Origin of the sequence: Mycobacterium sp. (assembly GCF_036273375.1) — a bacterium.
GTDB lineage: Bacteria > Actinomycetota > Actinomycetes > Mycobacteriales > Mycobacteriaceae > Mycobacterium.
The window spans coordinates 1-23,880 of the sequence record NZ_DASUHS010000095.1 but is presented as its reverse complement, the minus strand read 5'-3'; the positions used below and the strand labels follow the sequence as shown (position 1 = coordinate 23,880).

Genomic DNA, 23,880 nt, shown 5'->3' with positions numbered 1-23,880 from the left:
GGCGCCCAGATCGACCGATTCGCCAGCTCGCTGATCGCCGCGGCCAAGGGCGAGCCCACCCCGAAAGACGGCTACGCGGGCGCCTACATCAACGACATCGCCGCCCAGGTGCTGCAGAAGGCGCCAGAGGCGCTGAGTTTGCCCGACAGCGAGATGCGCGAGACCTTCCGCGAAATCGGTGTCGACCTGATGTTCAGCCACATCAAAGAGTCGTTGCACGAGTTCGGCATCGACTTCGACATCTACACCCACGAAGACTCGATGCACACCAGCGGGCGGGTCGGCCAAGCCATCGCCAGGCTGCGCGAGACGGGCAACATCTACGAGAAGGACGGCGCAACGTGGTTGCGCACCAGCGCCTTTGGCGACGATAAGGACCGCGTCGTCATCAAAAGCGACGGCAAGCCGGCCTATATCGCGGGTGACATCGCCTACTACCTGGACAAGCGGCAGCGCGGCTTCGACCTGGCCATCTACATGCTGGGGGCCGACCACCACGGGTACATCGCCCGGCTCAAGGCCGTGGCGGCGGCCTTCGGCGACGACCCGGCCGCCGTGGAGGTGCTCATCGGGCAGATGGTCAACCTGGTCCGTGACGGCCAGCCGGTCCGGATGAGCAAGCGGGCCGGAACAGTGATCACGCTGGACGACCTCGTCGAGGCGATCGGCGTCGATGCCGCGCGCTACAGCCTGATCCGTTCTTCGGTGGACACCCCTATCGACATCGACCTGGCGCTGTGGTCCTCGGCATCGAATGAAAACCCGGTCTATTATGTGCAATACGCGCATGCCCGGCTCTCGGCGCTGGCCCGCAACGCCGCCGAACTCGGCCTCATCCCCGACACTGGGCACCTCGAGCTGCTCAGCCACGATAAGGAGGGGACGCTGCTGCGCACCATTGGCGAATTCCCGCGGGTGCTCGACACGGCGGCAACGCTGCGCGAACCCCACCGGGTATGCCGGTACTTGGAAGACCTCGCCGGCGACTATCACCGGTTCTACGACTCGTGCCGGGTCTTGCCGCAGGGCGACGAGCAGCCGACCGACCTGCACACCGCGCGCCTGGCGCTGTGCCAGGCGACCCGCCAGGTGATCGCCAACGGGCTGGCGCTACTGGGCGTCACTGCTCCGGAGCGAATGTGAACGTTCACCCCGCCGGTCCTCGGCACGCCGAAGAGACCCGTCACGCCGAAAGCCCGCTGCGGCCGCGATCCCCCGAGGAGTTGCTGCTGCTGGCACCGAACGTGTGGCCCCGCAATGTCGCTCGCGACGAAGCCGGAGTCGCCAGCATCGCGGGCGTTACGGTGACCGAACTCGCCCAGGAGTACGGTACCCCGCTGTTCGTCGTGGACGAGGACGACTTCCGTTCCCGCTGTCGGGAAATCGCGTCAGCCTTCGGTGGCGGCAAAAACGTACACTATGCCGCCAAGGCGTTTCTGTGCAGCGAAATAGCGCGCTGGATCGACGAAGAAGGCCTGTCACTCGACGTGTGCACCGGCGGTGAGCTGGCCGTCGCGCTGCACGCCGACTTCCCGCCGGAGCGAATCACCTTCCACGGCAACAACAAATCCGTTGCCGAGCTGACGGCAGCGGTCAAAGCCGGTGTCGGCCATGTCGTGTTGGACTCGATGGTTGAGATCGAGCGCCTCGATGCCATCGCGGGGGAGGCGGGCATCGTCCAGGATGTCTTCGTTCGTCTCACGGTCGGTGTCGAGGCGCACACCCATGAGTTCATCTCCACCGCGCACGAGGACCAGAAGTTCGGGTTGTCGTTGGCGAGCGGTGTGGCTTTGGACGCCGTCGGCAGGGTATTCGAAGCGCAGCACCTACGGCTGGTGGGTCTGCACAGCCATATCGGCTCGCAGATCTTCGACGTCGCCGGCTTTGAACTCGCCGCGCGCCGGGTCATTGGTCTGCTGCACGAGGCCGTCGAACAATTCGGTGTCCAAAGAGCCGCGCAGATCTCCACCGTCGATCTGGGTGGCGGACTGGGCATTTCCTATCTCGCCGCCGACGATCCTCCGCCGATGGGCGAGCTGGCCGCCAAGCTGAGTGAGATCGTGCAGCACGAGTCGGCTGCCGTCGGGCTGCCGACCCCGCGGCTGGTGGTCGAGCCGGGGCGCGCCATCGCCGGGCCGGGCACCATCACGCTCTACGAGGTGGGCACGGTCAAGGATGTCGACGTGAGCGCTACCGCGCACCGGCGCTACGTCAGTGTCGACGGCGGCATGAGCGACAACATCCGCACCGCACTCTATGACGCGCAGTACGACACTCGTCTGGTCTCACGGCTTAGCGACGCACCGGCCGAGCTGGCCCGTGTCGTCGGAAAGCATTGCGAGAGCGGAGATATCGTCGTGCGCGACACCTGGGTCCCGGGGGACTTACGACCCGGCGACCTGATCGGGGTGGCCGCCACCGGTGCCTACTGTTATTCCCTATCGAGTCGTTACAACATGATCTGCCGCCCCGCCGTCGTCGCGGTGCGCGACGGGCGTGCGCGTCTGGTCCTGCGTCGTGAGACGGTCGACGATCTATTGAGTCTGGAAGTGAGGTGAACTGTGCCCCGTGACGAAAAGCCGGTCGGTGTAGCGGTACTCGGGTTGGGCAACGTCGGCAGCGAAGTTGTCCGAATCATCGAGGACAGCGCTAATGACCTCGCCGCTCGTGTTGGCGCACCCGTGGTGTTGCGCGGCGTCGGAGTGCGCCGCGTCGCCGAGGGCCGCGGTGTCCCCGTCGAGTTGCTCACCAACGACATCGAAGAACTCGCCGCGCGTGAGGACGTCGACATCGTCGTGGAACTGATGGGGCCGGTGGAGCCGGCCCGCAAGGCCATCCTGTGTGCCCTCGAGCACGGCAAATCGGTCGTCACAGCGAACAAGGCGCTGTTGGCCACCTCCACCGGCGAGTTGGCGCAGGCCGCCGAACGTGCGAATGTCGACCTGTATTTCGAGGCGGCCGTCGCCGGCGCCATCCCGGTCATCCGTCCGCTGACCCAGTCGTTGGCCGGCGACACGGTGTTACGGGTGGCCGGAATCGTCAACGGCACCACCAACTACATCTTGTCCGCGATGGACGACACCGGTGCCGACTACGGCACCGCGCTCGCCGAAGCCAGCGCACTGGGTTACGCCGAGGCGGACCCCACCGCCGACGTCGAGGGTTACGACGCGGCGGCCAAGGCTGCGATTCTGGCGTCCATCGCCTTTCACACCCGGGTGACCGCCGACGACGTCTACCGCGAAGGCATCACCAAAATCACCCCGGCCGACTTCGAGTCGGCCCAGGCCCTGGGCTGCACCATCAAGCTGCTGTCCATCTGCGAGCGCATCACGACCGACGCCGGACAAGAGCGAGTTTCGGCGCGCGTCTATCCGGCACTGGTGCCGTTGGCACACCCGCTGGCCACGGTGAACGGCGCATTCAATGCGGTGGTGGTCGAGGCAAAGGCCGCCGGGCGGTTGATGTTCTACGGTCAGGGGGCCGGCGGCGCGCCGACCGCGTCCGCCGTGGCCGGTGACATGGTGATGGCCGCACGTAACCGGGTGCTGGGCAGCCGCGGGCCGAAGGAATCCCGATACGCCCAACTTCCCGTGGCCCCAATGGGTTTCATCTCCACCCGCTATTACGTCAGCATGAACGTCGCCGACAAGCCCGGCGTGTTGTCCTCGGTGGCAGCCGAATTCGCCAAGCGCGAGGTGAGCATCGCCGAGGTCCGTCAGGAGGGCGTCGTGGACGAAGGCGGACGACGGGTGGGGGCCCGCATCGTCGTGGTCACTCACATCGCCACAGATGCCGCGCTGTCTGAAACCGTGGATGCACTGGCCGATTTGGATGCCGTGCAGAGCGTGACCAGCGTGCTGCGATTGGAAGGGACCACCCTATGAGCGCCTCACGCACCGCCGTTCATCAGCCGTGGCCCGGTCTCATCGAGGCATACCGGGACCGGTTGCCGGTCGGCGACGACTGGACCCCGGTCACCCTGCTTGAGGGGGGTACCCCGCTGATCGCGGCGGGCCGGATCTCGGAAAAAACCGGCTGCACGGTGCATCTCAAGGTCGAAGGCCTCAATCCCACCGGCTCTTTCAAAGACCGGGGCATGACAATGGCAGTCACCGACGCGTTGGCCCGTGGCCAGCAGGTGGTGTTGTGCGCGTCGACCGGAAACACCTCGGCGTCGGCGGCAGCATATGCGGCGCGTGCCGGCATCACCTGCGCGGTGCTGATTCCGCAGGGCAAGATCGCGATGGGCAAGCTGGCGCAGGCGGTTATGCACGGCGCCAAGATCATTCAGATCGACGGCAACTTCGACGATTGCCTGGAGTTGGCCCGCAAGATGGCCGCCGACTTCCCGACGATCGCTTTGGTCAACTCCGTCAACCCGGTGCGCATCGAGGGCCAGAAGACTGCGGCGTTCGAGATCGTCGACGCGCTTGGCACCGCGCCCGACGTGCACGCCCTGCCGGTCGGCAACGCGGGAAACATCACCGCGTACTGGAAGGGATACACGGAGTATCACCACGAGGGCCTGATCGAGAAGTTGCCGCGCATGCTGGGCACCCAGGCGGCCGGCGCGGCCCCCCTGGTGCTCGGCGCCCCGGTCAAGAACCCGGAGACGATCGCCACCGCGATCCGCATCGGCGCGCCGGCGTCGTGGACGGCAGCCGTTGACGCGCAGCAGCAATCGAATGGCCGCTTCTTGGCCGCAACGGACGAAGAGATCCTGGCCGCCTATCACCTGGTGGCCGAGTCCGAAGGCGTCTTCGTCGAACCCGCCTCGGCGGCCAGCATCGCCGGACTGCTCAAGGCCGTTGACGACGGTTGGGTGGCCCGTGGGTCGACGGTCGTGTGCACGGTGACCGGCAATGGCCTTAAGGATCCCGACACCGCGCTGCGGGATCTGCCAACCGTGACCCCGCTGCCGGTGGACCCGGTCCTCGTAGTCGAAAAGCTGGGGCTGGCCTAGTGGCGATTGCAAGCGCGGCGAAGCCGGGCGCAGCGGGTCGCCACGCGTTGGGGTCCGCAGTGGGCGCACGCGCGACGAAGGGCTGTTAATGACCCCGATGCTGCCCGCCGGCATAGTGGCCAGCGCCGCGGTTTCGGCGTCCAGCGCCAACCTTGGCCCCGGCTTTGACACCCTCGGTCTGGCACTGAGCCTTTACGACGAAATCATCGTCGAGACAACGGATTCCGGGCTGGTTGTGCTGGTTGAGGGTGAGGGTGCGGGCCAGCTGCCGGTGGGGCCCGAACACTTGGTGGTTCGTGCCCTGGACTGCGGGCTGCGGGCCATGGGGGTTAGTGCGCCCGGCCTGGTGGTGCGTTGCCGCAACGCCATCCCACATTCGCGCGGCCTCGGCTCCTCCGCAGCGGCGGTGGTCGGCGGCCTGGCGGCGGCAAACGGCCTTGTCGCACAGACGGATTGGAAACCGCTCAGCGACACTCAACTGATCCAGCTGTCCTCGGAGTTCGAGGGTCATCCCGACAACGCGGCGGCCGCCGTGCTGGGCGGTGCGGTCGTTGCATGGGTTGACCGCAGTGGAACGCACCCACAATATGCGGCGGTGCCGCTGCGGCTTCATCCCGATATCCACCTGTACTCCGCGATTCCCGAAGAACGCTCACTCACCGCGGACACCCGTGTGCTGCTGCGCGAGCAGATCAGCCACGAGGACGCGCGCTTCAACGTGAGCCGCGCCGCGTTGCTGGTAGTAGCGCTCACTGAACGCCCGGATCTGCTCATGGCAGCCACCGAAGACGTGTTGCACCAGTCGCAGCGCGAACCGGCCATGCCGGCCTCAGCGGAATATTTGCGACTGCTGCGGCGTCATAACATCGCGACGACGCTTTCGGGGGCGGGACCTTCGCTGATAGCGCTCACCACGGCGCCGGAGTTGCCCTCGGAAGTAACGGACTACGGAGCCACGATCGGATTTACCATCACCGAAATGACCGCTGGCGAACCAGCTCGCTGGAGTCCGGGAGTCACCGTCGTTGGTTGACCCACGGCGTGGCCGGAGGGTTTGCTTGCTTCCGGCAACGATGGGGGCTATCCTCGGAGCCGTCCAGCAATCGCAGCATCTGCATCTGCATCCATACTGCCTTGCCGCTAGGACAACACCAATTCTCTTGTGGACGAGGTTCGCCGCTTACTCCGCCGATCCAGGCGATCACCGTTGCAATGTCGATGATTGGGTGCACTCGGCAATTTGCCTGAATGCAACGAACCCCCCGTATGACCTGATCAGCGGGGGAAGAAAGGAAATCCGTGACTGATACGGACCTGTTCACGGCTGGCGAAAACACTGACGCCAATCAACTGTCGAACGCCGTGACCACAGACACTCCAGACGCGAAAGCCAACGTCTCGGGTGGTGCACTGTCCACGATGGTGCTGCCCGAGCTGCGCGCGCTGGCCAATCAAGTTGGCGTCAAAGGGACGTCGGGTATGCGTAAGAACGAACTGATCGCCGCGATCAAGGAAGTCCGGGGGCAGGCCAACGGCGCTCCCGCCAATGGCATCAAGTCCACTGAGGACAGCGGCAAGTCGGACAACAAAGACGACGATAAGACCGACAACAACAACGCAGAAGCGCCGGCGGCCGAGCGCGACCAGAACGGTGCGACGACCGAGGCGCCCCGCCGCGAACGGCGCGGCGCTTCCCGCGAAGCGGGGTCCTCCGCCGGCGGCAAGGACGAGGCCGACAGCGAGAGCTCAGGCAGCCGCGAGGGCGCCGCTCCCGGGCAGACCGACCGCCGCGAGAAGGCCAAGCAAGACAACCAGAGTGACGACCGCGGCCAAGACGGCGGTGGCGACCAGGGTCAGCAAAACTCGGGCGGCCAGCAAGGTCGCGGCGGCTCGAACCAGCAAGACGACGACGGCGACGGACGGCAGGGACGGCGGGGCCGCCGGTTCCGTGACCGTAGACGCCGCGGCGAGCGCACCGGCGAGGGTGGCGACACCGAGCTACGCGAAGACGACGTCGTTCAGCCGGTAGCCGGCATTCTTGACGTCCTCGACAATTACGCCTTCGTGCGCACCTCCGGCTACCTGGCCGGCCCGCACGACGTCTACGTGTCGATGAACATGGTGCGCAAGAACGGCTTGCGTCGTGGTGACGCCGTCACCGGCGCGGTCCGCGTGCCGAAGGAAGGCGAACAACCCAACCAGCGGCAGAAATTCAACCCGTTGGTGCGCCTGGACAGCGTCAACGGCGGACCAGTCGAGGACGCCAAGAAGCGGCCCGATTTCTCCAAGATGACGCCGTTGTACCCCAACCAGCGGCTGCGTCTGGAAACCACTCCCGATCGGCTGACCACGCGGGTCATCGACCTGATCATGCCGATCGGGAAGGGCCAGCGCGCGCTGATCGTTTCGCCGCCGAAGGCGGGTAAGACGACGATCCTGCAGGACATCGCCAACGCGATCACCAAGAACAACCCGGAATGCCACCTCATGGTCGTGCTCGTCGATGAGCGGCCCGAGGAGGTCACCGATATGACCCGCTCGGTCAAGGGTGAGGTCATCGCCTCGACCTTCGACCGGCCGCCGTCGGATCACACCGCGGTCGCCGAGCTGGCGATCGAGCGGGCAAAGCGGCTGGTTGAGCAGGGTAAAGACGTCGTCGTGCTGCTGGACTCGATCACCCGCCTCGGGCGCGCCTACAACAACGCGTCGCCGGCGTCGGGCCGGATCCTGTCCGGTGGTGTGGACTCCACCGCGCTGTATCCGCCCAAGCGGTTCCTGGGTGCGGCCCGCAATATCGAGGAAGGTGGTTCGCTGACCATCATCGCCACCGCGATGGTCGAGACGGGGTCCACCGGTGACACGGTCATCTTCGAAGAGTTCAAGGGCACCGGTAACGCCGAGCTCAAGCTGGACCGCAAGATCTCCGAGCGGCGGGTCTTCCCGGCGGTCGACGTGAACCCGTCGGGTACCCGTAAGGACGAGTTGCTGCTGTCGCCGGACGAGTTCGGCATCGTGCATAAGCTGCGCCGCGTGCTGTCGGGCCTGGACTCGCATCAGGCCATCGACCTGCTGATGTCGCAGCTGCGCAAGACGAAGACCAACTACGAGTTCCTGGTCCAGGTGTCCAAGACGACACCCGGGGCGATGGACAACGACTAGCCCATTGCGCACACCCGAGACCAGATCGGGTCGGGTGGGAATGCACCGGCGCAGCTCGCTGTTTGGGATGATGGTGGTTGACCTGGCATAATCGAGGCTCGATTATCCGACAACCGCCTGAGGTTCGGAGTTCACGCCCGACCGTCCGAGTTTGGACGGGGGCGGGCGACAAACGATCGAAGAGGACATGATGAAAGCTGACATTCACCCCGCCTACGCGGAGACCACGGTGCTCTGCGGGTGTGGCAACACCTTCCAGACGCGCAGCACCAAGGACGGCGGTCGCATCGTCGTCGAGGTCTGCTCGCAGTGCCACCCCTTCTACACCGGCAAGCAGAAGATCCTCGACAGCGGTGGCCGCGTGGCCCGCTTCGAGAAGCGGTACGGCAAGCGCAAGGCCGGAGCTGACGCCGAGAAGTAGCTCGGTTGCCGACGCCCGAACTGTGCGCACCGTCGCACGGGCCGGGCGTCGGTTTGCGTTTGCGGTAATGACAGGCGAAGCGGGGCAGGAGGTGTGGCAGTGACCAAGCCGGTACAGACCATCGATGTGCTGCTTGCCGAGCATGCCGACCTCGAGCTCCGGCTGGCAGATCCGGAATTGCACAGCAATCCCGACGAGGCCCGTAAGGCCGGACGGCGGTTCGCTCGGCTGGCCCCGATCGTGGGCACCTACCGCAAGCTGGTGGCCGCGCGCGACGACCTGGAAACGGCGCGAGAGCTGGCCGCCGACGACGCGTCCTTCGCCGCCGAGGTGACGGATCTGGAAACCCAGGTGTCCGAATTGGACACCCAACTCACCGACATGCTGGCACCGCGCGACCCACATGACCCCGACGACATCGTGCTCGAAGTCAAATCCGGTGAAGGCGGCGAAGAATCGGCCCTGTTCGCCGCCGACTTGGCGCGGATGTACATCCGCTACGCCGAACGGCACGGCTGGACCGTCACCGTGCTGGACGAAACCACCTCGGACCTCGGCGGTTACAAGGACGCGACACTGGCCATCGCCAGTAAGGGCGACACCGCCGACGGGGTCTGGTCGCGGATGAAATTTGAGGGCGGAGTGCACCGGGTGCAGCGCGTCCCGGTGACGGAATCCCAAGGCCGCGTTCATACTTCGGCGGCCGGCGTGCTCGTATATCCCGAACCCGAAGAAGTCGGTGAGGTACAGATCGACGAGTCGGACCTGCGCATCGATGTCTATCGCTCGTCGGGGAAGGGCGGCCAAGGCGTCAACACGACTGACTCGGCGGTGCGCATCACGCACCTGCCCACCGGCATTGTCGTCACCTGCCAGAACGAACGGTCGCAGCTGCAGAACAAAGCCCGCGCGTTGCAGGTTTTGGCCGCCCGTCTGCAGGCCTTGGCCGAGGAGCAGGCGCTGGCGGACGCCTCGGCGGACCGCGCCAGCCAGATTCGCACCGTGGATCGCAGCGAACGCATCCGCACCTATAACTTCCCGGAAAATCGGATCGCGGACCATCGCATCAATTTCAAGTCGCACAACCTCGACCAGGTTCTCGACGGCGACCTCGACGCCTTGTTCGACGCGCTGGCCGCCGCTGACAAACAGTCCCGGCTGCAACAGGCATGAACGCCTTGCGGCGCGCGATCGACGATGCTGCGGTCACCCTTGCCGAAGCGGGAATCGATTCTGCACGTTGGGATGCCGAGCAGCTGGCCGCACACCTGACGGGAACTGACCGCGGACGCCTGGGCCTGCTGGACTCCCCCGACGACGACTTTCTCGGGCGCTACCGCGACATCGTGGCCGCGCGTTCACAACGGGTGCCGTTGCAACATCTCCTGGCGACCGCAGCATTCGGTCCCGTCATGCTGCACGTCGGTCCCGGGGTCTTCATACCCCGCCCCGAGACCGAGGCGCTGCTGGAATGGGCCACCGCGCAACAACTCGCGCCGCAGCCCGTCATCGTCGACTTGTGCACCGGTTCGGGCGCTTTGGCGGTGGCGCTGGCCCACCACCGGCCCGCGGCGCGCATCGTCGCCATCGATAACTCCGATACGGCGCTGGAATACGCGCACCGCAACGCGCAGGGCACGGCGATCGAGCTGCTGTGCGCCGACGTCACCGAGCTGGCTTCCGAGCCGGGACTGCTCGCCGAACTGGACGGTCGAGTCGACATGTTGGTGGCCAATCCGCCCTATGTGCCCGATGATGCCGTGCTGGATCCCGAAGTGGTGCAACACGATCCGCGCCAGGCCGTCTTCGGCGGTCCGGATGGATTGGCGGTGATCGCCCCCCTCGTCCGTCTCGCCGGTCGCTGGCTGCGCCCGGGCGGACTGATCGGCGTGGAGCACGATGACACCACCTCGGCGCAGACGGTGGAATTATTGGGTCGCACAGAATCTTTCGAAGAAGTCCAGGCTCGGCGAGATCTGACCGGCCGGCCGCGATTCGTGACAGCCCGCAGGAGAGCAACAACGGGGGAGAGGCCCGGCACGTGACTCGCGTCGTGACGATGCAGAGTGAAGCGATGAGGAGGAACGGCGCCAGTGGCTGACGTCTTCGACTGTGCGGATCCCGATCGGCGCTCACTCGGAATCTCCGCGGCGGCAGCAGCGCTCAAGGGCGGGCGACTGGTCGTCATGCCGACCGACACCGTGTACGGCATCGGCGCCGATGCGTTCAACAGTGCCGCGGTCTCCGCGTTGCTGTCGGCAAAGGGCCGGGGGCGTGACATGCCGGTCGGCGTGCTGGTGGGCTCCTGGCACACCATCGAGGGACTCGTCTACACCATGCCGGACGGGGCCCGCGACCTGATCCGCGCCTTCTGGCCGGGCGCGTTGAGCCTGGTGGTGAGCCAGGCGCCGTCGTTGCAGTGGGATCTCGGCGATGCTCGCGGCACTGTGATGTTGCGAATGCCGCTGCACCCCGTTGCCATCGAATTGTTGCGCGAAGTCGGGCCCCTGGCGGTGTCCAGCGCCAACGTCTCCGGCCGTCCGGCCGCCGTTGACGCCAACGAGGCGCGCAGCCAGCTCGGCGATCTGGTCGACGTCTATCTGGAAGCGGGTCCGTCCGATCGAGGGGCCGCCTCCACGATCGTCGATCTGACCGGTGCCACGCCGCGGATTCTGCGGCCGGGCCCGGTGAGCGCGGAGCAGATCGCAGAAGTACTCGCCGTCGATCCGGAAAGTTTGACCGCCCCGGCCTGACTGGAGCGGATGTCGAGGTGCCAGGTTTGTCCAGTACGGTCTCGGTGATGTCCAGCGACGCAACCAACCTTGCCGGTGGGTTGCTCGCGCTGGCTGACCGCGGCGCCGGTGTTCCGCTTCGTGAACTGGCGCTGGTGGGGTTGACCGCCACGATCATCACGTACTTCGCGACCGGACCGGTGCGGGTGCTGGCCACTCGGCTGGGCGCGGTCGCCTATCCGCGGGAGCGCGACGTCCACGTGACGCCGACCCCTCGGATGGGTGGGCTGGCGATGTTTCTCGGCGTCATCACCGCTGTCTTTCTGGCGTCCCAACTTCCGGCACTCACCCGTGGATTCGTCTACTCCACCGGCATGCCCGCGGTCTTGGTGGCCGGCGCGGTCATCATGGGCATCGGCCTAATCGACGACCGCTGGGGCCTCGACGCTTTGACCAAGTTCGCCGGTCAGATCACCGCGGCCAGCGTGCTGGTCACCATGGGCGTGGCGTGGAGCGTTCTCTACATCCCCATCGGCGGGGTCGGCACCATCGTGCTCGACCAGGCCTCGTCGATCCTGCTGACTCTGGCGCTGACCGTGTCGGTCGTCAACGCGATGAACTTCGTCGACGGGCTCGACGGCCTGGCCGCCGGGCTGGGACTGATCACGGCGCTGGCGATCTGCATGTTCTCGGTCGGCCTGCTGCGCGACCACGGCGGTGACGTCCTGTTCTATCCGCCCGCGGTGATCTCCGTGGTGCTCGCCGGGGCCTGCCTGGGCTTCCTGCCGCACAACTTCCATCGCGCCAAAATCTTCATGGGCGACTCCGGCTCCATGCTGATCGGTCTGATGCTGTCGGCCGCGTCGACGACGGCCGCCGGCCCGGTCTCGCAGAACGCCTACGGCGCCCGCGATGTGTTCGTCCTGCTGTCCCCGTTCCTGCTGGTGGCGGCGGTCATCTTCGTACCGATGCTCGATTTGCTCCTGGCGATCGTGCGCCGCACCCGCGCGGGCCGCAGCGCGTTCAGCCCCGACAAGATGCATTTGCATCACCGGTTGCTGCAGATCGGTCACTCCCACCGCCGGGTGGTGTTGCTGATCTATCTGTGGGTGGGGATCGTCGCGTTCGGCGTCGCCAGCACAATCTTTTTCCGCCCGCGTGATACCGCCGCGGTGATGCTGGGTGCCATCGTGGTGGCCGGCGTCGCCACGGCGATCCCGCTTCTGCGCCGGCGCGACGACTACTACGACGAAGGGTAGTAGTGGGGTTCAGCATGTGGTACGGTGCTGGTAGAACCCCAAAAAGCCGCGCAGGCTACCGGCCCACCGGAGCTAATCCGACCGGGCTGGTTTGAGACCGGCCTCGGGAGATACCCCTTGGGTGATTCAACTGTGACGTGCGATACGCTCGGCGGACCACCGATCAGTCGGTCGGGGGGGTTCCCGTTTTACCAACCTGGGATTGAGGTGCTGCAGTGACGACACCAGCGCAGGACGCGCCGTTGGTGTTCCCCTCTGTTGCTTTCCGTCCGGTTCGGCTCTTCGCGATCAGCATTGCCATCACTGCGGTGGCGGTACTCGCCGCCGGCCTGTCCGGTCACCTGATGGTCGGAGTCTTCTTCGGCATCGGGCTTCTCCTGGGTTTGCTCAATGCCGTACTCGTGCGTCGCTCGGTTGAGTCGATTACCGCCAAGGATCATCCGCTGAAAAGGTCGATGGCGGTCAATTCGGCGTCACGGCTGGCCATCATCACCGTCGTCGGGCTGGTCATCGCCTACATTTTTCGGCCCGCCGGCCTGGGCGTCATGTTCGGCTTGGCGCTTTTCCAGGTCCTATTGGTGGCGTCCACCGCCCTTCCGGTGTGGAAGAAGCTGCGTGCCGGCGACTGGGCGGAGGCTTCGGACGGTGCTGAAGGCGGCGTGATCGCAGGATCGGAAGGAACGGAAGGAAGGAACCCCACCGATGCCTGAGACGACGTTCCTGGCCGCCGCGATCGAGGTTGGCGAGCACTCCAAAGCCAAGTGGCTCGGCTTAACCGTCAACACCGACACGATTCTGGCGACCGGGATCGCCGCGGTGATCGTGCTGGCTCTGGCCTTCTACTTGCGCGCGAAGATCACCTCCACCGGAGTGCCCAGCGGCGTTCAGTTGTTCTGGGAAGCCATCACGGTCCAAATGCGCGATCAGATCGAGAGCGCGGTCGGTATGCGTATCGCGCCGTTCGTGTTGCCACTGGCGGTCACCATCTTCGTGTTCATCTTGATCTCCAACTGGCTGTCGGTGCTTCCGCTGCAGTACACCGACAAGTCGGGACACGCTACCGAACTGCTGAAGTCGGCGGCGGCGGATATCAATTACGTTCTGGCGCTGGCTCTCTTCGTGTTCGTCTGCTATCACGTGGCTGGCATCTGGCGCCGCGGCATAATCGGGCATCCGCTCTCCGTGGTCAAGGGTCACGTGGCGTTCTTGGCGCCGATCAACCTCGTCGAAGAGCTGGCGAAGCCGATCTCGTTGTCGCTCCGACTTTTCGGCAATATCTTCGCCGGCGGCATCCTGGTCGCGCTGATCGCGCTGTTCCCGCCGTACATCATGTGGGCACCCAATGCGATCTGGAAGGCCTTCGACCTGTTCGTCGGCGCGATTCAGGCCTTCATCTTCTCGATCCTGACCATCTTGTACTTCAGCCAAGCCATGGAGATCGAGGATCACCATGACTGAGACCGCCATGAAGTGTTTTATCCCACGCACCATTACAGAGGCCTGGTAGACCGCTACCAGATACGCCCCGAATAAAGGAGGAAAGAATGGCAGCCCTGGACCCCCAAATCGCTGCCGCCGCTCTCATCGGCGGTGGCCTGATCATGGGTGGCGGCGCGATCGGCGCCGGCATCGGTGACGGCATTGCCGGTAACGCGCTGGTTTCGGGTATCGCCCGGCAACCCGAGGCGCAGGGCCGGTTGTTCACGCCGTTCTTCATCACCGTGGGTCTGGTCGAGGCGGCCTACTTCATCAACCTGGCGTTCATGGCGTTGTTCGTCTTCGCTACCCCGGTCAAGTAATTCGCTGCAATGCGTGACGCGAACCTGAGCATTTTGGCATCCAGCCAGGTGGTGGCCGAGGGAGGCAACAACTTCCTCGTCCCCAACGGCACCTTCTTCTTCGTGCTGGCCATCTTCCTGATCGTGCTCGCCGTCATCGGCACATTCGTTGTGCCGCCGGTCATGAAGGTGTTGCACGAGCGCGATGCCATGGTCACCAAGACGGCAGCCGACAACAAGAAGGCGGCCGAGCAATTCGAAGCGGCCAAAGCCGATTACGAAGAAGCCCTGACCGAGGCGCGGGTTGAGGCGTCGTCATTGCGCGACAATGCCCGCGCCGAAGGTCGTAAGGTGGTCGAAGACGCGCGCGCCCGTGCCGAACAACAGGTGATGTCGACGTTGCAAATGGCATCCGAGCAATTGAAGCGGGAGAGGGACGCCGTGGAACTGGATCTGCGTGCCAACGTGGCGTCCATGTCGGCGACGTTGGCAAGCCGAATCCTGGGCGTCGACGTCGCCCCCGCCGCCGCGACCACATCCGCAACCAAGACATCCGGACGGTAATTTTCGTATGTCGACTTTCATCGGCCAGTTGGTGGGCTTTGCGGCCATCGTGTTCCTGGTGGTGCGTTATGTCGTGCCGCCAGTGCGTCGGTTGATGGCCGCGCGACAAGACGCCGTGCGTCAACAGCTGAAAGATGCTGCGACGGCGAGCGATCGGTTGACCGAGTCGACCACCGCGCACGATAAGGCCGTGGACGACGCGAAGACGGAGGGCGAACGGGTCGTCGAGGAGGCCCAGACTGACGCGGGCCGCATCGTGGAGCAGTTGCGGGCCCAGGCGGATGTCGAGTCCGAACGCATCAACGTACAGGGCGGCCGGCAGGTCGATCTCTTGCGCAGCCAGCTGAGCCGGCAACTCCGGTTGGAACTCGGCCACGAAGCGGTGCGCCAGGCGGGCGAGTTGGTGCGGAACTACGTCGACGACCCCGAACAGCAGTCGGCCACCGTCGACCGGTTCCTCGAACAACTCGACGAGATGGCGCCCGCGCCGGCCGAAGTCCAGTATCCCTTGATGACCAAGATGCGCGCGTCAAGTCGCATCGCACTGGAAAGCTTGTCGGACAAGTTCAGCACCATAACCAAAGACCTTGACAACAAGGGGCTTTCGAGTCTCTCCAGTGAACTGGTAGAGGTCGCCCAGATGCTGGACCGCGAGATCGTTGTGACGCGGTATCTCACCGTCCCCGCCGAGGATGGTGCCCCCAGGATCCAGTTGACTGAGCGGCTGCTCTCCGGCAAGGTCGGCGACGCCACCCTCGACGTGCTGCGCTCGGCCGTATCGGAGCGTTGGTCGGCCAACTCCGACCTCATCGACGCCATCGAACACGTGTCTCGGCAAGCGCTGCTCGAGGTCGCCGAACGTGAGGACAAAGTCGACGACATCGAAGAACAGCTGTTCCGGTTCTCCCGCATCCTCGACGCGGAGCCGCGGCTGGCGATCCTGCTGGGCGACTACTCCGTTCCGGTGGAGGGGCGAGTCGGCCTCCTGCGCAAGGTGCTTGAGAGCGCGAGCGGCCGGGTCAATCGGATCACGATGGCACTGCTGGCCCAGACTGTGGAGCTGCTGAGGGGCCAGAACGCCGACGAGGCCATCCAGTTCCTGGCGGAGGTTGCGGTGGCGCGCCGCGGCGAGATCGTAGCGCAAGTCAGCGCGGCGGCCGAACTCAGCGATGCGCAGCGCGCCCGCCTCATCGAAGTGCTCGGCCGCATCTACGACCACCCGGTGGCACTTCAACTGCAGGTCGACGCCGAGCTGCTGGGCGGGCTGCTCATCTCCGTCGGTGACGAGGTGATCGACGGGACACTGTCGGCGCGACTGACTGCGGCCCAGGCTCAGTTGCCGGACTGACCAGAACCATCCATAAAGACCCGACGCGAACAACGATCAAGTAGGAAGACGAATAGCCATGGCCGAGTTGACCATCTCCGCTGAGGACATCCAGAGCGCCATCGAGGAGTACGTAGACTCCTTCACCTCCGATACTGCCCGCGAGGAGGTCGGCTCGGTCATCGAGGCCGGGGACGGTATCGCGCACGTCGAGGGTTTGCCCTCCGTCATGACCCAGGAGCTGCTCGAGTTCCCGGGCGGGGTCCTCGGCGTCGCCCTGAACCTCGATGAACACGACATCGGCGCGGTGATCCTGGGTGACTTCGAGAAAATCGAACAAGGCCAACAGGTCAAGCGCACCGGCGAGGTCCTGTCGGTGCCCGTCGGCGACGCGTTCCTAGGGCGTGTGGTCAATCCGCTCGGCCAGCCGATCGACGGCCAGGGCGACGTCGACACCGACACCCGCCGAGCACTCGAAATTCAGGCGCCATCTGTGGTCCAGCGGCAAAGCGTCAAGGAGCCGCTGCAGACCGGGATCAAGGCCATTGACGCGATGACCCCGATCGGGCGCGGTCAGCGCCAGCTGATCATCGGTGACCGTAAGACCGGCAAAACCGCTGTCTGCGTGGACACTATTCTCAACCAGCGGGAGAACTGGGAGTCGGGCGACGAGCGCAAGCAGGTGCGCTGCGTGTACGTGGCCATCGGCCAGAAGGGGACCACGATCGCGTCGGTCCGGCGCGCGCTCGACGAGGGCGGCGCGATGGACTACACCACCATCGTGGCGGCGCCGGCATCCGACTCCGCCGGCTTCAAATGGCTTGCGCCGTATACCGGTTCTGCGATCGCGCAGCACTGGATGTACGAGGGCAAGCACGTGCTGATCGTCTTCGACGACCTGAGCAAGCAGGCCGAGGCCTACCGCGCCATCTCCCTGCTGCTCCGCCGCCCGCCGGGTCGCGAGGCCTACCCCGGCGACGTGTTCTACCTGCACTCCCGCCTGCTGGAGCGTTGCGCCAAGCTGTCCGACGACCTCGGCGGCGGCTCGCTGACCGGTCTGCCGGTTATCGAGACCAAGGCCAACGACATCTCCGCCTACATCCCCACCAACGTCATCTCGATCACCGACGGCCAATGCTTCCTGGAGTCCGACCTGTTCAACCAGGGTGTGCGGCCGGCCATCAACGTCGGTGTCTCCGTGTCGCGCGTTGGTGGTGCCGCGCAGATCAAGGCCATGAAGGAAGTGGCCGGCTCGTTGCGTCTGGACCTGTCGCAGTACCGCGAGCTGGAGTCCTTCGCCGCATTCGCCTCCGACCTGGATGCCACCTCTAAGGCGCAATTGCAGCGCGGCGAGCGGCTGGTCGAGCTGCTCAAGCAACCTCAGTACCAGCCCATGCCCGTTGAGGAGCAAGTGGTCTCGATCTTCCTCGGCACCGGCGGTCACCTGGACTCCGTGCCGGTCGAGGACGTCAGGCGGTTCGAAACCGAGTTGCTGGACCACATGCGGGCATCGGAGGAGAAGTTCCTGGCCGGGGTTCGCGACAGCGGGAAGCTATCCGAAGAAGGCGAAAACCAGCTCACCGAGATCATCAACAACTTCAAGAAGGGCTTCGCGGCCACGGGCGGCGGATCGGTGGTGCCCGACGAGCACGTCGAGGCCTTGGACGAAGAGGATCTGGAAAAGGAGTCCGTACAGGTCAAGAAGGACAAGCCGAAGGACAAGAAGGAATCCAAGGATTCCAAGAAGTCCTCCGGCAAGGACAAGAAGTAACTACCGATGGCAGCAACACTTCGCGAATTGCGCGGGCGGATTCGCTCGGCCGGGTCGATCAAGAAGATCACCAAGGCTCAGGAGATGATCGCGACGTCGCGCATCGGCAAGGCGCAGGCTCGCCTGGAGTCCGCGCGGCCCTACGCGTTCCAGATCACGTCGATGCTCACCACCCTGTCCTCCGAAGCCGCTCTGGACCACCCATTGCTGGTCGAGCGGGAAGAACCGAAGCGGGCGGGCGTCCTGGTGGTGTCCTCGGACCGCGGTTTGTGCGGTGCGTACAACTCCAGCATCTTCCGTCGCGCCGAGGAGCTATTCTCCTTGTTGAGGGAGGAAGGCAAGACGCCGGTCGTTTACACCGTGGGCCGAAAGGCGCAGAACTACTTCCGGTTTCGCAATTGGGACATCACCGAGTCGTGGACGGGCTTCTCCGAGCAGCCCAAATACGAGAACGCTGCCGAAATCGCATCGGCTTTGGTCGATGCCTTCATGCAGGGTGTAGGCGATGACGACGACCAGCAGTTGGAGGACGACCACGGTGTCGACGAACTGCACATCGTGTACTCGGAGTTCAAGTCGATGATGTCGCAGGCGGCGGCGGCCCACCGCATTGCCCCACTGGTCGTGGAATATGTCGAAGACACCGACGACCTCCACACGCTGTACTCGTTCGAGCCCGGCGCGACAGCGCTTTTCGATGCGTTGCTGCCGCGGTACATCACGACCCGCGTGTACGCGGCTCTGCTCGAATCGGCGGCATCGGAGTTGGCGTCGCGTCAACGGGCGATGAAGTCGGCAACCGACAACGCGGACGACCTGATCAAAGAGCTGACGTTGATGGCGAACCGGGAGCGCCAGGCTCAGATCACCCAGGAGATCAGCGAAATCGTCGGCGGCGCAAACGCGCTCGCCGACGCTAAGTAGCACACGAGGAAGAAGAAGAATATGGCTGCTACTACTGAAAGCACCGAGAAGACCGACAAGAAGTCGACCAAGGGCGACTCTAGCGGCCGCATCGTGCGGGTGACCGGCCCCGTCGTCGACGTCGAGTTCCCCCGCGGCTCGGTACCCCCGCTGTTCAACGCGCTCAACGCGGAGATCACCTTCGAGGAGCTCAAGAAGACCCTGACACTCGAGGTCGCGCAGCACTTGGGCGACAACCTCGTTCGGGCCATCTCGCTGCAGCCCACCGACGGCCTGGTGCGCGGCGTTGAGGTCACCGACTCCGGCGAGTCGATCTCGGTGCCGGTCGGTGAGGACGTCAAGGGTCACGTCTTCAACGCCCTGGGCGACTGCCTGGATAAGCCCGGGTACGGCGAGGACTTCGACCACTGGTCAATCCACCGCAAACCGCCGGCGTTCGATGAGCTCGAACCTCGCACCGAGATGCTTGAGACTGGTCTGAAGGTCGTCGACCTCCTCACCCCGTACGTGCGCGGCGGCAAGATCGCGCTGTTCGGCGGTGCCGGCGTGGGCAAGACGGTGCTGATCCAGGAGATGATCAACCGTATCGCCCGGAACTTCGGTGGTACTTCGGTTTTCGCCGGCGTGGGGGAGCGCACCCGTGAGGGCAACGACCTGTGGGTCGAGCTGAAGGAAGCCGACGTTCTCAAGGACACCGCGCTGGTGTTCGGTCAGATGGACGAGCCGCCCGGCACCCGTATGCGGGTGGCGCTGTCCGCGCTGACCATGGCCGAGTGGTTCCGCGACGAGGCGGGCCAGGACGTGCTGCTGTTCATCGACAACATCTTCCGGTTCACCCAGGCCGGATCCGAGGTCTCCACGCTGCTGGGCCGCATGCCGTCCGCGGTGGGTTACCAGCCCACGTTGGCCGACGAGATGGGCGAGCTGCAGGAGCGCATCACCTCCACACGAGGCAAGTCGATCACGTCGATGCAGGCCGTCTATGTGCCCGCCGACGATTACACCGACCCGGCGCCGGCGACGACGTTCGCGCACTTGGATGCGACCACGGAATTGTCTCGTAACGTGTTCTCCAAGGGCATCTTCCCCGCGGTGGACCCGCTGGCATCGAGCTCGACCATCCTGGACCCGAGCGTCGTTGGTGACGAGCACTACCGGGTGGCGCAGGAAGTCATCCGAATCCTGCAGCGCTACAAGGACCTTCAGGACATCATCGCGATCCTCGGTATCGATGAGTTGTCCGAAGAGGACAAGCAGCTGGTCCAGCGCGCACGGCGCATCGAGCGATTTCTGTCACAGAACATGATGGCGGCCGAGCAGTTCACCGGGCAGCCGGGTTCGACGGTGCCGCTGAAGGAGACCATCGAGTCGTTCGACCGCCTGACCAAGGGCGAGTTCGACCACATCCCTGAACAGGCCTTCTTCCTGATCGGTGGCCTCGATGACTTGGCCAAGAAGGCCGAGAACTTCGGCGCCAAGCTGGAATCCTGACGCGAAGTCGAAAGGCGCTGTGGCATGGCGGATTTGAACGTTGAGATAGTCGCCGTTGACCGAAAGATCTGGTCGGGTGAGGCAACCTTTCTGTTCACCCGGACTACCGTTGGTGAGATCGGCATCCTGCCGCGGCACATACCGTTGGTGGCGCAGTTGGTCGATGATGCAATGGTGCGCGTCGAACGAGAAGGTGAAGACGATCTGCGGATCGCGGTGGATGGCGGATTCTTGTCTGTCACCGAGGAATCGGTAACGATACTCGCCGAATCCGCCGAGTTCGAGTCGGACATCGACGAGAGCGCCGCCAGAGAGGCTTCTGAGTCGGACGATCCGCGTATCGCCGCCAAAGGGCGCGCAAGATTGCGCGCCGTCGGCGCGATCGACTAACCGTCGATGAGCGCGCCCATGGCTGGCATGGTCGTGCTCGTCGTCGTGCTGGCGGGTGCTGTCGTCGGGCTGAGTTATCGGCTGTGGAAGCTGCGCCAGGGCGGCACGGCGGGGATCATGCGAGACGTTCCCGCGGTCGGAGGCCACGGCTGGCGGCACGGCGTAATCCGTTACCGCGGTGGCGAAGCCGCGTTCTACCGGCTCTCCAGCCTGCGACTGTGGCCCGACCGGCGGCTGAGCCGGCGAGGCGTGGAGATCGTGTCCAGGCGCGCGCCGCGCGGTGACGAGTTCGACATCATGACCGATGAGATCGTCGTGATCGAGCTGCGCGATACGACCCAGGACCGCAGGTCTGGCTACGAGATTGCCTTGGACAAGGGCGCGTTGACCGCGTTCCTGTCGTGGCTGGAGTCGCGTCCGTCGCCGCGTTCCCGCCGGCGCAGCCTGTAGACCGCGTCACCCTAGGCGTTAGGTGAACAGCCGCCGGGCTAACTCTTGGTCTCGCCACCCGGTTTCCACAGCACGTCGCCGTCGGGGTTGGCCACGCGCGACAGGATGAAGAGCAGATCCGACAGGCGGTTCAGGTATTTCGCGGGTAGGACGTTGACCCGCCCGGGCGCGGCATCGACGGCCGCCCACGCCGAGCGCTCGGCTCGACGTACCACGGTGCGGGCGACGTGCAGCAACGCCGACAACGGCGAACCACCGGGCAGCACAAACGAATTCAACTTCGGTAACGGTTCGTTATATGTGTCACACCATTTTTCGAGCCGATCAATGTAGGGCTGGGTGACGCGCAGCGGTGGATACTCGGGGTTCTCGACAACAGGAGTCGACAGATCCGCGCCGGCATCGAACAAATCGTTCTGGATCTGTCGCAACACACCCGTGAGCTTCGCGTCCGGCCGGCCCACGGCGACGGCTACGCCGATCGCCGAGTTGGCTTCGTCGCAATCCGCGTAGGCCACCAGCCGAGGATCGTTCTTGGAGACCCGCGAGAAGTCGCTCAATCCCGTCGTGCCATCGTCGCCGGTTCGTGTGTAGATGCGAGTCAGGTGTACTGCCATGAGCAAACCGTACTCGGGTGTGGGTTGGGCGACTGACAAGCCGATACCGCTTCACTAGACTGACGCGGGTGGCTGAGCGATTCGTGGTGACCGGCGGCAACCGGTTGTCAGGCAAAGTCGCAGTAGGGGGCGCAAAAAACAGCGTGCTCAAGCTGATGGCCGCGACGCTGTTGGCCGAAGGCACCAGCACGATCACCAACTGCCCCGACATCCTCGATGTGCCGCTGATGGCGGAGGTGCTGCGCGGCCTGGGCGCAACCGTCGAATTGGACGGCGATGTCGCCCGAATCACCTCCCCGGATGAACCGAAATACGACGCCGACTTCGCCGCGGTGCGACAGTTCCGCGCGTCGGTGTGCGTGCTGGGACCGCTGGTCGGCCGGTGCAAGCGGGCCCGCGTCGCGCTGCCGGGCGGCGATGCGATCGGGTCACGCCCCCTGGACATGCATCAGGCAGGCCTGCGCCAACTTGGTGCGCAATGCAACATCGAGCACGGATGCGTGGTGGCACAAGCCGATACGTTGCGCGGCGCGGAGATTCAGCTGGAGTTCCCCTCGGTGGGAGCCACTGAGAACATCCTGATGGCCGCGGTCGTGGCCGAGGGCGTCACCACCATCCACAACGCGGCGCGCGAGCCCGACGTGGTGGATCTGTGCACGATGCTGAACCAGATGGGCGCGCAGATCGAGGGCGCGGGCTCGCCGACGATGACCATCACCGGCGTTCCGAAGCTGCACCCGACCGAGCATCGCGTGATCGGGGATCGCATCGTCGCCGCCACGTGGGGCATCGCCGCCGCGATAACCCGCGGAGACATCACGGCGACGGGTATCGACCCGGCGCACCTGCAGGTGGTGCTGCACAAGCTGCACGACGCGGGCGCCACCGTGACCCAAACCGACGACAGCTTCCGGGTGGCGCAGTACGAGCGCCCGAAGGCCGTCAATGTGGCGACCCTGCCGTTCCCCGGGTTTCCTACCGACCTGCAGCCGATGGCGATCGCCCTGGCCTCGATCGCGGATGGCACGTCGATGATCACCGAGAATGTATTCGAGGCGCGCTTTCGATTCGTTGAAGAAATGATCCGCCTGGGGGCCGACGCCCGAACCGACGGACATCACGCCGTCGTTCGGGGCTTGCCGCAATTGTCGAGTGCACCGGTGTGGTGTTCGGACATTCGGGCGGGTGCCGGCCTGGTGTTGGCCGGGCTTGTCGCCGACGGAGACACCGAGGTCCACGACGTCTTCCACATCGATCGCGGCTACCCGTTGTTCGTGGAAAACCTGGCGATTTTGGGAGCGGAGATCGAGCGGGTACAGTAACCAAAGTCAGTGCCCCACAAGCGCGATCACCAACGCGAAGGTGGACGAAAGCGGGGCCTTGACTCCCTCGCTGGATTGGTACTAGCCTGGCACGGCTGCTCCCGACACGGTCTCTAGAAGATCGAATTTGGGAGTTGACTTACCTGCTGGATCTGTATTAAGCTGGTAGGGTTGCCCCAAAACGGGCGGAACAAGTGTTGTTTGAGAACTCAATAGTGTGTTTGGTGTTTATTATTTGTTGTTGTTTTTTTGGCCATACCTAACACCCCCCGTGTGTGGGTATGGTCGTAATTTTGATGCCAGTTTATGGTGTCTTTTTGTTAGGTCAGATTTTCTCTGATTGTGAATTCACCTCGTTTTGCGAGGAGTTTTTGTTTGGAGAGTTTGATCCTGGCTCAGGACGAACGCTGGCGGCGTGCTTAACACATGCAAGTCGAACGGAAAGGCCTCTTCGGAGGTACTCGAGTGGCGAACGGGTGAGTAACACGTGGGCAATCTGCCCTGCACTTCGGGATAAGCCTGGGAAACTGGGTCTAATACCGAATAGGACCTTTAGACGCATGTCTTTTGGTGGAAAGCTTTTGCGGTGTGGGATGGGCCCGCGGCCTATCAGCTTGTTGGTGGGGTGATGGCCTACCAAGGCGACGACGGGTAGCCGGCCTGAGAGGGTGTCCGGCCACACTGGGACTGAGATACGGCCCAGACTCCT

22 protein-coding genes, 1 rRNA gene and 1 pseudogene are annotated in these 23,880 nt (G+C 64.7%); 23 read left to right on the top strand and 1 reads right to left on the bottom strand.

Annotated elements, in window-relative coordinates; translation table 11 throughout:
* From argS to VFW69_RS09100, 21 genes and pseudogenes are all read left to right on the top strand, one after another.
* A partial coding sequence (argS, locus tag VFW69_RS09200; protein ID WP_526500377.1) for an arginine--tRNA ligase occupies window positions 1-1,143 on the top strand: 1,143 nt, incomplete at its 5' end.
* Window positions 1,140-2,558 (top strand): diaminopimelate decarboxylase, encoded by a 1,419-nt coding sequence (lysA, locus tag VFW69_RS09195; protein ID WP_526500375.1) that lies wholly within the window; start codon window positions 1,140-1,142, stop codon window positions 2,556-2,558. The genes argS and lysA, both read left to right, overlap by 4 nt.
* Before the next feature lie 3 nt (window positions 2,559-2,561).
* Window positions 2,562-3,887, top strand: coding sequence for a homoserine dehydrogenase (locus VFW69_RS09190; RefSeq protein ID WP_526500373.1), 1,326 nt, complete (start codon window positions 2,562-2,564; stop codon window positions 3,885-3,887).
* The gene (gene thrC / locus VFW69_RS09185; RefSeq protein ID WP_526500371.1) at window positions 3,884-4,966 is read left to right on the top strand and encodes a threonine synthase; all 1,083 of its coding nucleotides are present in this window, start codon (window positions 3,884-3,886) and stop codon (window positions 4,964-4,966) included. The genes VFW69_RS09190 and thrC overlap by 4 nt, the downstream gene beginning before the upstream one ends.
* Before the next feature lie 88 nt (window positions 4,967-5,054).
* A complete protein-coding gene (gene thrB / locus VFW69_RS09180) occupies window positions 5,055-5,999 on the top strand; it encodes a homoserine kinase (protein ID WP_526500369.1) in 945 nt (314 codons plus the stop codon).
* Window positions 6,000-6,265: 266 nt separating this feature from the next.
* Window positions 6,266-8,125 carry a transcription termination factor Rho gene (gene rho / locus VFW69_RS09175; RefSeq protein WP_526500367.1) on the top strand — a complete coding sequence of 620 codons (1,860 nt, stop codon included), beginning with the start codon at window positions 6,266-6,268 and terminating at the stop codon, window positions 8,123-8,125.
* 190 nt (window positions 8,126-8,315) lie between these two features.
* Entirely contained in the window at window positions 8,316-8,546 is a 231-nt protein-coding gene (gene rpmE, locus VFW69_RS09170) for a 50S ribosomal protein L31 (RefSeq protein ID WP_526500380.1), read from the top strand.
* A gap of 99 nt (window positions 8,547-8,645) precedes the next feature.
* Entirely contained in the window at window positions 8,646-9,719 is a 1,074-nt protein-coding gene (gene prfA / locus VFW69_RS09165) for a peptide chain release factor 1 (protein ID WP_526500365.1), read from the top strand.
* Entirely contained in the window at window positions 9,716-10,591 is an 876-nt protein-coding gene (prmC, locus tag VFW69_RS09160; protein WP_526500363.1) for a peptide chain release factor N(5)-glutamine methyltransferase, read from the top strand. Before prfA ends, prmC begins: the two co-directional genes overlap by 4 nt.
* A 48-nt stretch (window positions 10,592-10,639) precedes the next feature.
* The gene (locus VFW69_RS09155) at window positions 10,640-11,299 is read left to right on the top strand and encodes an L-threonylcarbamoyladenylate synthase (protein WP_526500361.1); all 660 of its coding nucleotides are present in this window, start codon (window positions 10,640-10,642) and stop codon (window positions 11,297-11,299) included.
* Window positions 11,300-11,327: 28 nt separating this feature from the next.
* A pseudogene (locus VFW69_RS09150) lies at window positions 11,328-12,537 on the top strand (glycosyltransferase family 4 protein); the annotation flags it as partial.
* A 215-nt stretch (window positions 12,538-12,752) separates the two neighbouring features.
* Complete coding sequence (locus tag VFW69_RS09145; protein WP_526500359.1) at window positions 12,753-13,247, top strand: ATP synthase subunit I; 495 nt, start codon at window positions 12,753-12,755, stop codon at window positions 13,245-13,247.
* A complete protein-coding gene (gene atpB, locus VFW69_RS09140) occupies window positions 13,240-13,995 on the top strand; it encodes a F0F1 ATP synthase subunit A (RefSeq protein WP_526500357.1) in 756 nt (251 codons plus the stop codon). Before VFW69_RS09145 ends, atpB begins: the two co-directional genes overlap by 8 nt.
* Before the next feature lie 95 nt (window positions 13,996-14,090).
* Window positions 14,091-14,336, top strand: coding sequence for a F0F1 ATP synthase subunit C (locus tag VFW69_RS09135; protein ID WP_065052998.1), 246 nt, complete (start codon window positions 14,091-14,093; stop codon window positions 14,334-14,336).
* A 9-nt stretch (window positions 14,337-14,345) separates the two neighbouring features.
* The gene (locus tag VFW69_RS09130) at window positions 14,346-14,879 is read left to right on the top strand and encodes a F0F1 ATP synthase subunit B (RefSeq protein WP_526500355.1); all 534 of its coding nucleotides are present in this window, start codon (window positions 14,346-14,348) and stop codon (window positions 14,877-14,879) included.
* 7 nt (window positions 14,880-14,886) lie between these two features.
* Window positions 14,887-16,227 carry a F0F1 ATP synthase subunit B/delta gene (locus tag VFW69_RS09125; RefSeq protein ID WP_526500353.1) on the top strand — a complete coding sequence of 447 codons (1,341 nt, stop codon included), beginning with the start codon at window positions 14,887-14,889 and terminating at the stop codon, window positions 16,225-16,227.
* A gap of 58 nt (window positions 16,228-16,285) precedes the next feature.
* Entirely contained in the window at window positions 16,286-17,977 is a 1,692-nt protein-coding gene (gene atpA, locus VFW69_RS09120) for a F0F1 ATP synthase subunit alpha (RefSeq protein ID WP_526500351.1), read from the top strand.
* 6 nt (window positions 17,978-17,983) lie between these two features.
* The gene (locus VFW69_RS09115) at window positions 17,984-18,901 is read left to right on the top strand and encodes a F0F1 ATP synthase subunit gamma (protein ID WP_526500349.1); all 918 of its coding nucleotides are present in this window, start codon (window positions 17,984-17,986) and stop codon (window positions 18,899-18,901) included.
* Window positions 18,902-18,922: 21 nt separating this feature from the next.
* Window positions 18,923-20,392, top strand: a complete 1,470-nt coding sequence (gene atpD / locus VFW69_RS09110) for a F0F1 ATP synthase subunit beta (RefSeq protein WP_526500347.1) — start codon at window positions 18,923-18,925, stop codon at window positions 20,390-20,392.
* 24 nt (window positions 20,393-20,416) lie between these two features.
* A complete protein-coding gene (locus tag VFW69_RS09105; RefSeq protein ID WP_526500345.1) occupies window positions 20,417-20,782 on the top strand; it encodes a F0F1 ATP synthase subunit epsilon in 366 nt (121 codons plus the stop codon).
* A 6-nt stretch (window positions 20,783-20,788) separates the two neighbouring features.
* Window positions 20,789-21,232 carry a DUF2550 family protein gene (locus tag VFW69_RS09100; RefSeq protein ID WP_526500343.1) on the top strand — a complete coding sequence of 148 codons (444 nt, stop codon included), beginning with the start codon at window positions 20,789-20,791 and terminating at the stop codon, window positions 21,230-21,232.
* Between the two features lie 38 nt (window positions 21,233-21,270).
* On the opposite strand, the gene VFW69_RS09095 is transcribed toward VFW69_RS09100, so the two are convergent.
* Complete coding sequence (locus tag VFW69_RS09095; RefSeq protein WP_526500341.1) at window positions 21,271-21,849, bottom strand: cob(I)yrinic acid a,c-diamide adenosyltransferase; 579 nt, start codon at window positions 21,847-21,849, stop codon at window positions 21,271-21,273.
* A 68-nt stretch (window positions 21,850-21,917) separates the two neighbouring features.
* Here VFW69_RS09095 and murA point away from each other — a divergent pair, with 68 nt between their 5' ends.
* On the top strand, window positions 21,918-23,171 hold the full coding sequence (gene murA / locus VFW69_RS09090; RefSeq protein ID WP_526500339.1) for a UDP-N-acetylglucosamine 1-carboxyvinyltransferase: 1,254 nt from the start codon (window positions 21,918-21,920) through the stop codon (window positions 23,169-23,171).
* Between the two features lie 372 nt (window positions 23,172-23,543).
* Window positions 23,544-23,880, top strand: a 16S ribosomal RNA gene (locus tag VFW69_RS09085); the annotation flags it as partial.

What these genes read in the sequence shown, in the direction of transcription:
- thrB (WP_526500369.1), top strand. Translation starts at nt 5,055, where the DNA reads ATGACCCCGATGCTGCCCGCCGGCATAGTGGCCAGCGCCGCGGTTTCG.
- VFW69_RS09105 (WP_526500345.1), top strand. Translation starts at nt 20,417, where the DNA reads ATGGCGGATTTGAACGTTGAGATAGTCGCCGTTGACCGAAAGATCTGG.
- atpA (WP_526500351.1), top strand. Translation starts at nt 16,286, where the DNA reads ATGGCCGAGTTGACCATCTCCGCTGAGGACATCCAGAGCGCCATCGAG.
- VFW69_RS09095 (WP_526500341.1), bottom strand. Translation starts at nt 21,849, where the DNA reads ATGGCAGTACACCTGACTCGCATCTACACACGAACCGGCGACGATGGC.
- VFW69_RS09125 (WP_526500353.1), top strand. Translation starts at nt 14,887, where the DNA reads ATGTCGACTTTCATCGGCCAGTTGGTGGGCTTTGCGGCCATCGTGTTC.
- VFW69_RS09100 (WP_526500343.1), top strand. Translation starts at nt 20,789, where the DNA reads ATGAGCGCGCCCATGGCTGGCATGGTCGTGCTCGTCGTCGTGCTGGCG.
- VFW69_RS09130 (WP_526500355.1), top strand. Translation starts at nt 14,346, where the DNA reads ATGCGTGACGCGAACCTGAGCATTTTGGCATCCAGCCAGGTGGTGGCC.
- rpmE (WP_526500380.1), top strand. Translation starts at nt 8,316, where the DNA reads ATGAAAGCTGACATTCACCCCGCCTACGCGGAGACCACGGTGCTCTGC.
- VFW69_RS09115 (WP_526500349.1), top strand. Translation starts at nt 17,984, where the DNA reads ATGGCAGCAACACTTCGCGAATTGCGCGGGCGGATTCGCTCGGCCGGG.
- atpB (WP_526500357.1), top strand. Translation starts at nt 13,240, where the DNA reads ATGCCTGAGACGACGTTCCTGGCCGCCGCGATCGAGGTTGGCGAGCAC.
- thrC (WP_526500371.1), top strand. Translation starts at nt 3,884, where the DNA reads ATGAGCGCCTCACGCACCGCCGTTCATCAGCCGTGGCCCGGTCTCATC.
- atpD (WP_526500347.1), top strand. Translation starts at nt 18,923, where the DNA reads ATGGCTGCTACTACTGAAAGCACCGAGAAGACCGACAAGAAGTCGACC.
- prmC (WP_526500363.1), top strand. Translation starts at nt 9,716, where the DNA reads ATGAACGCCTTGCGGCGCGCGATCGACGATGCTGCGGTCACCCTTGCC.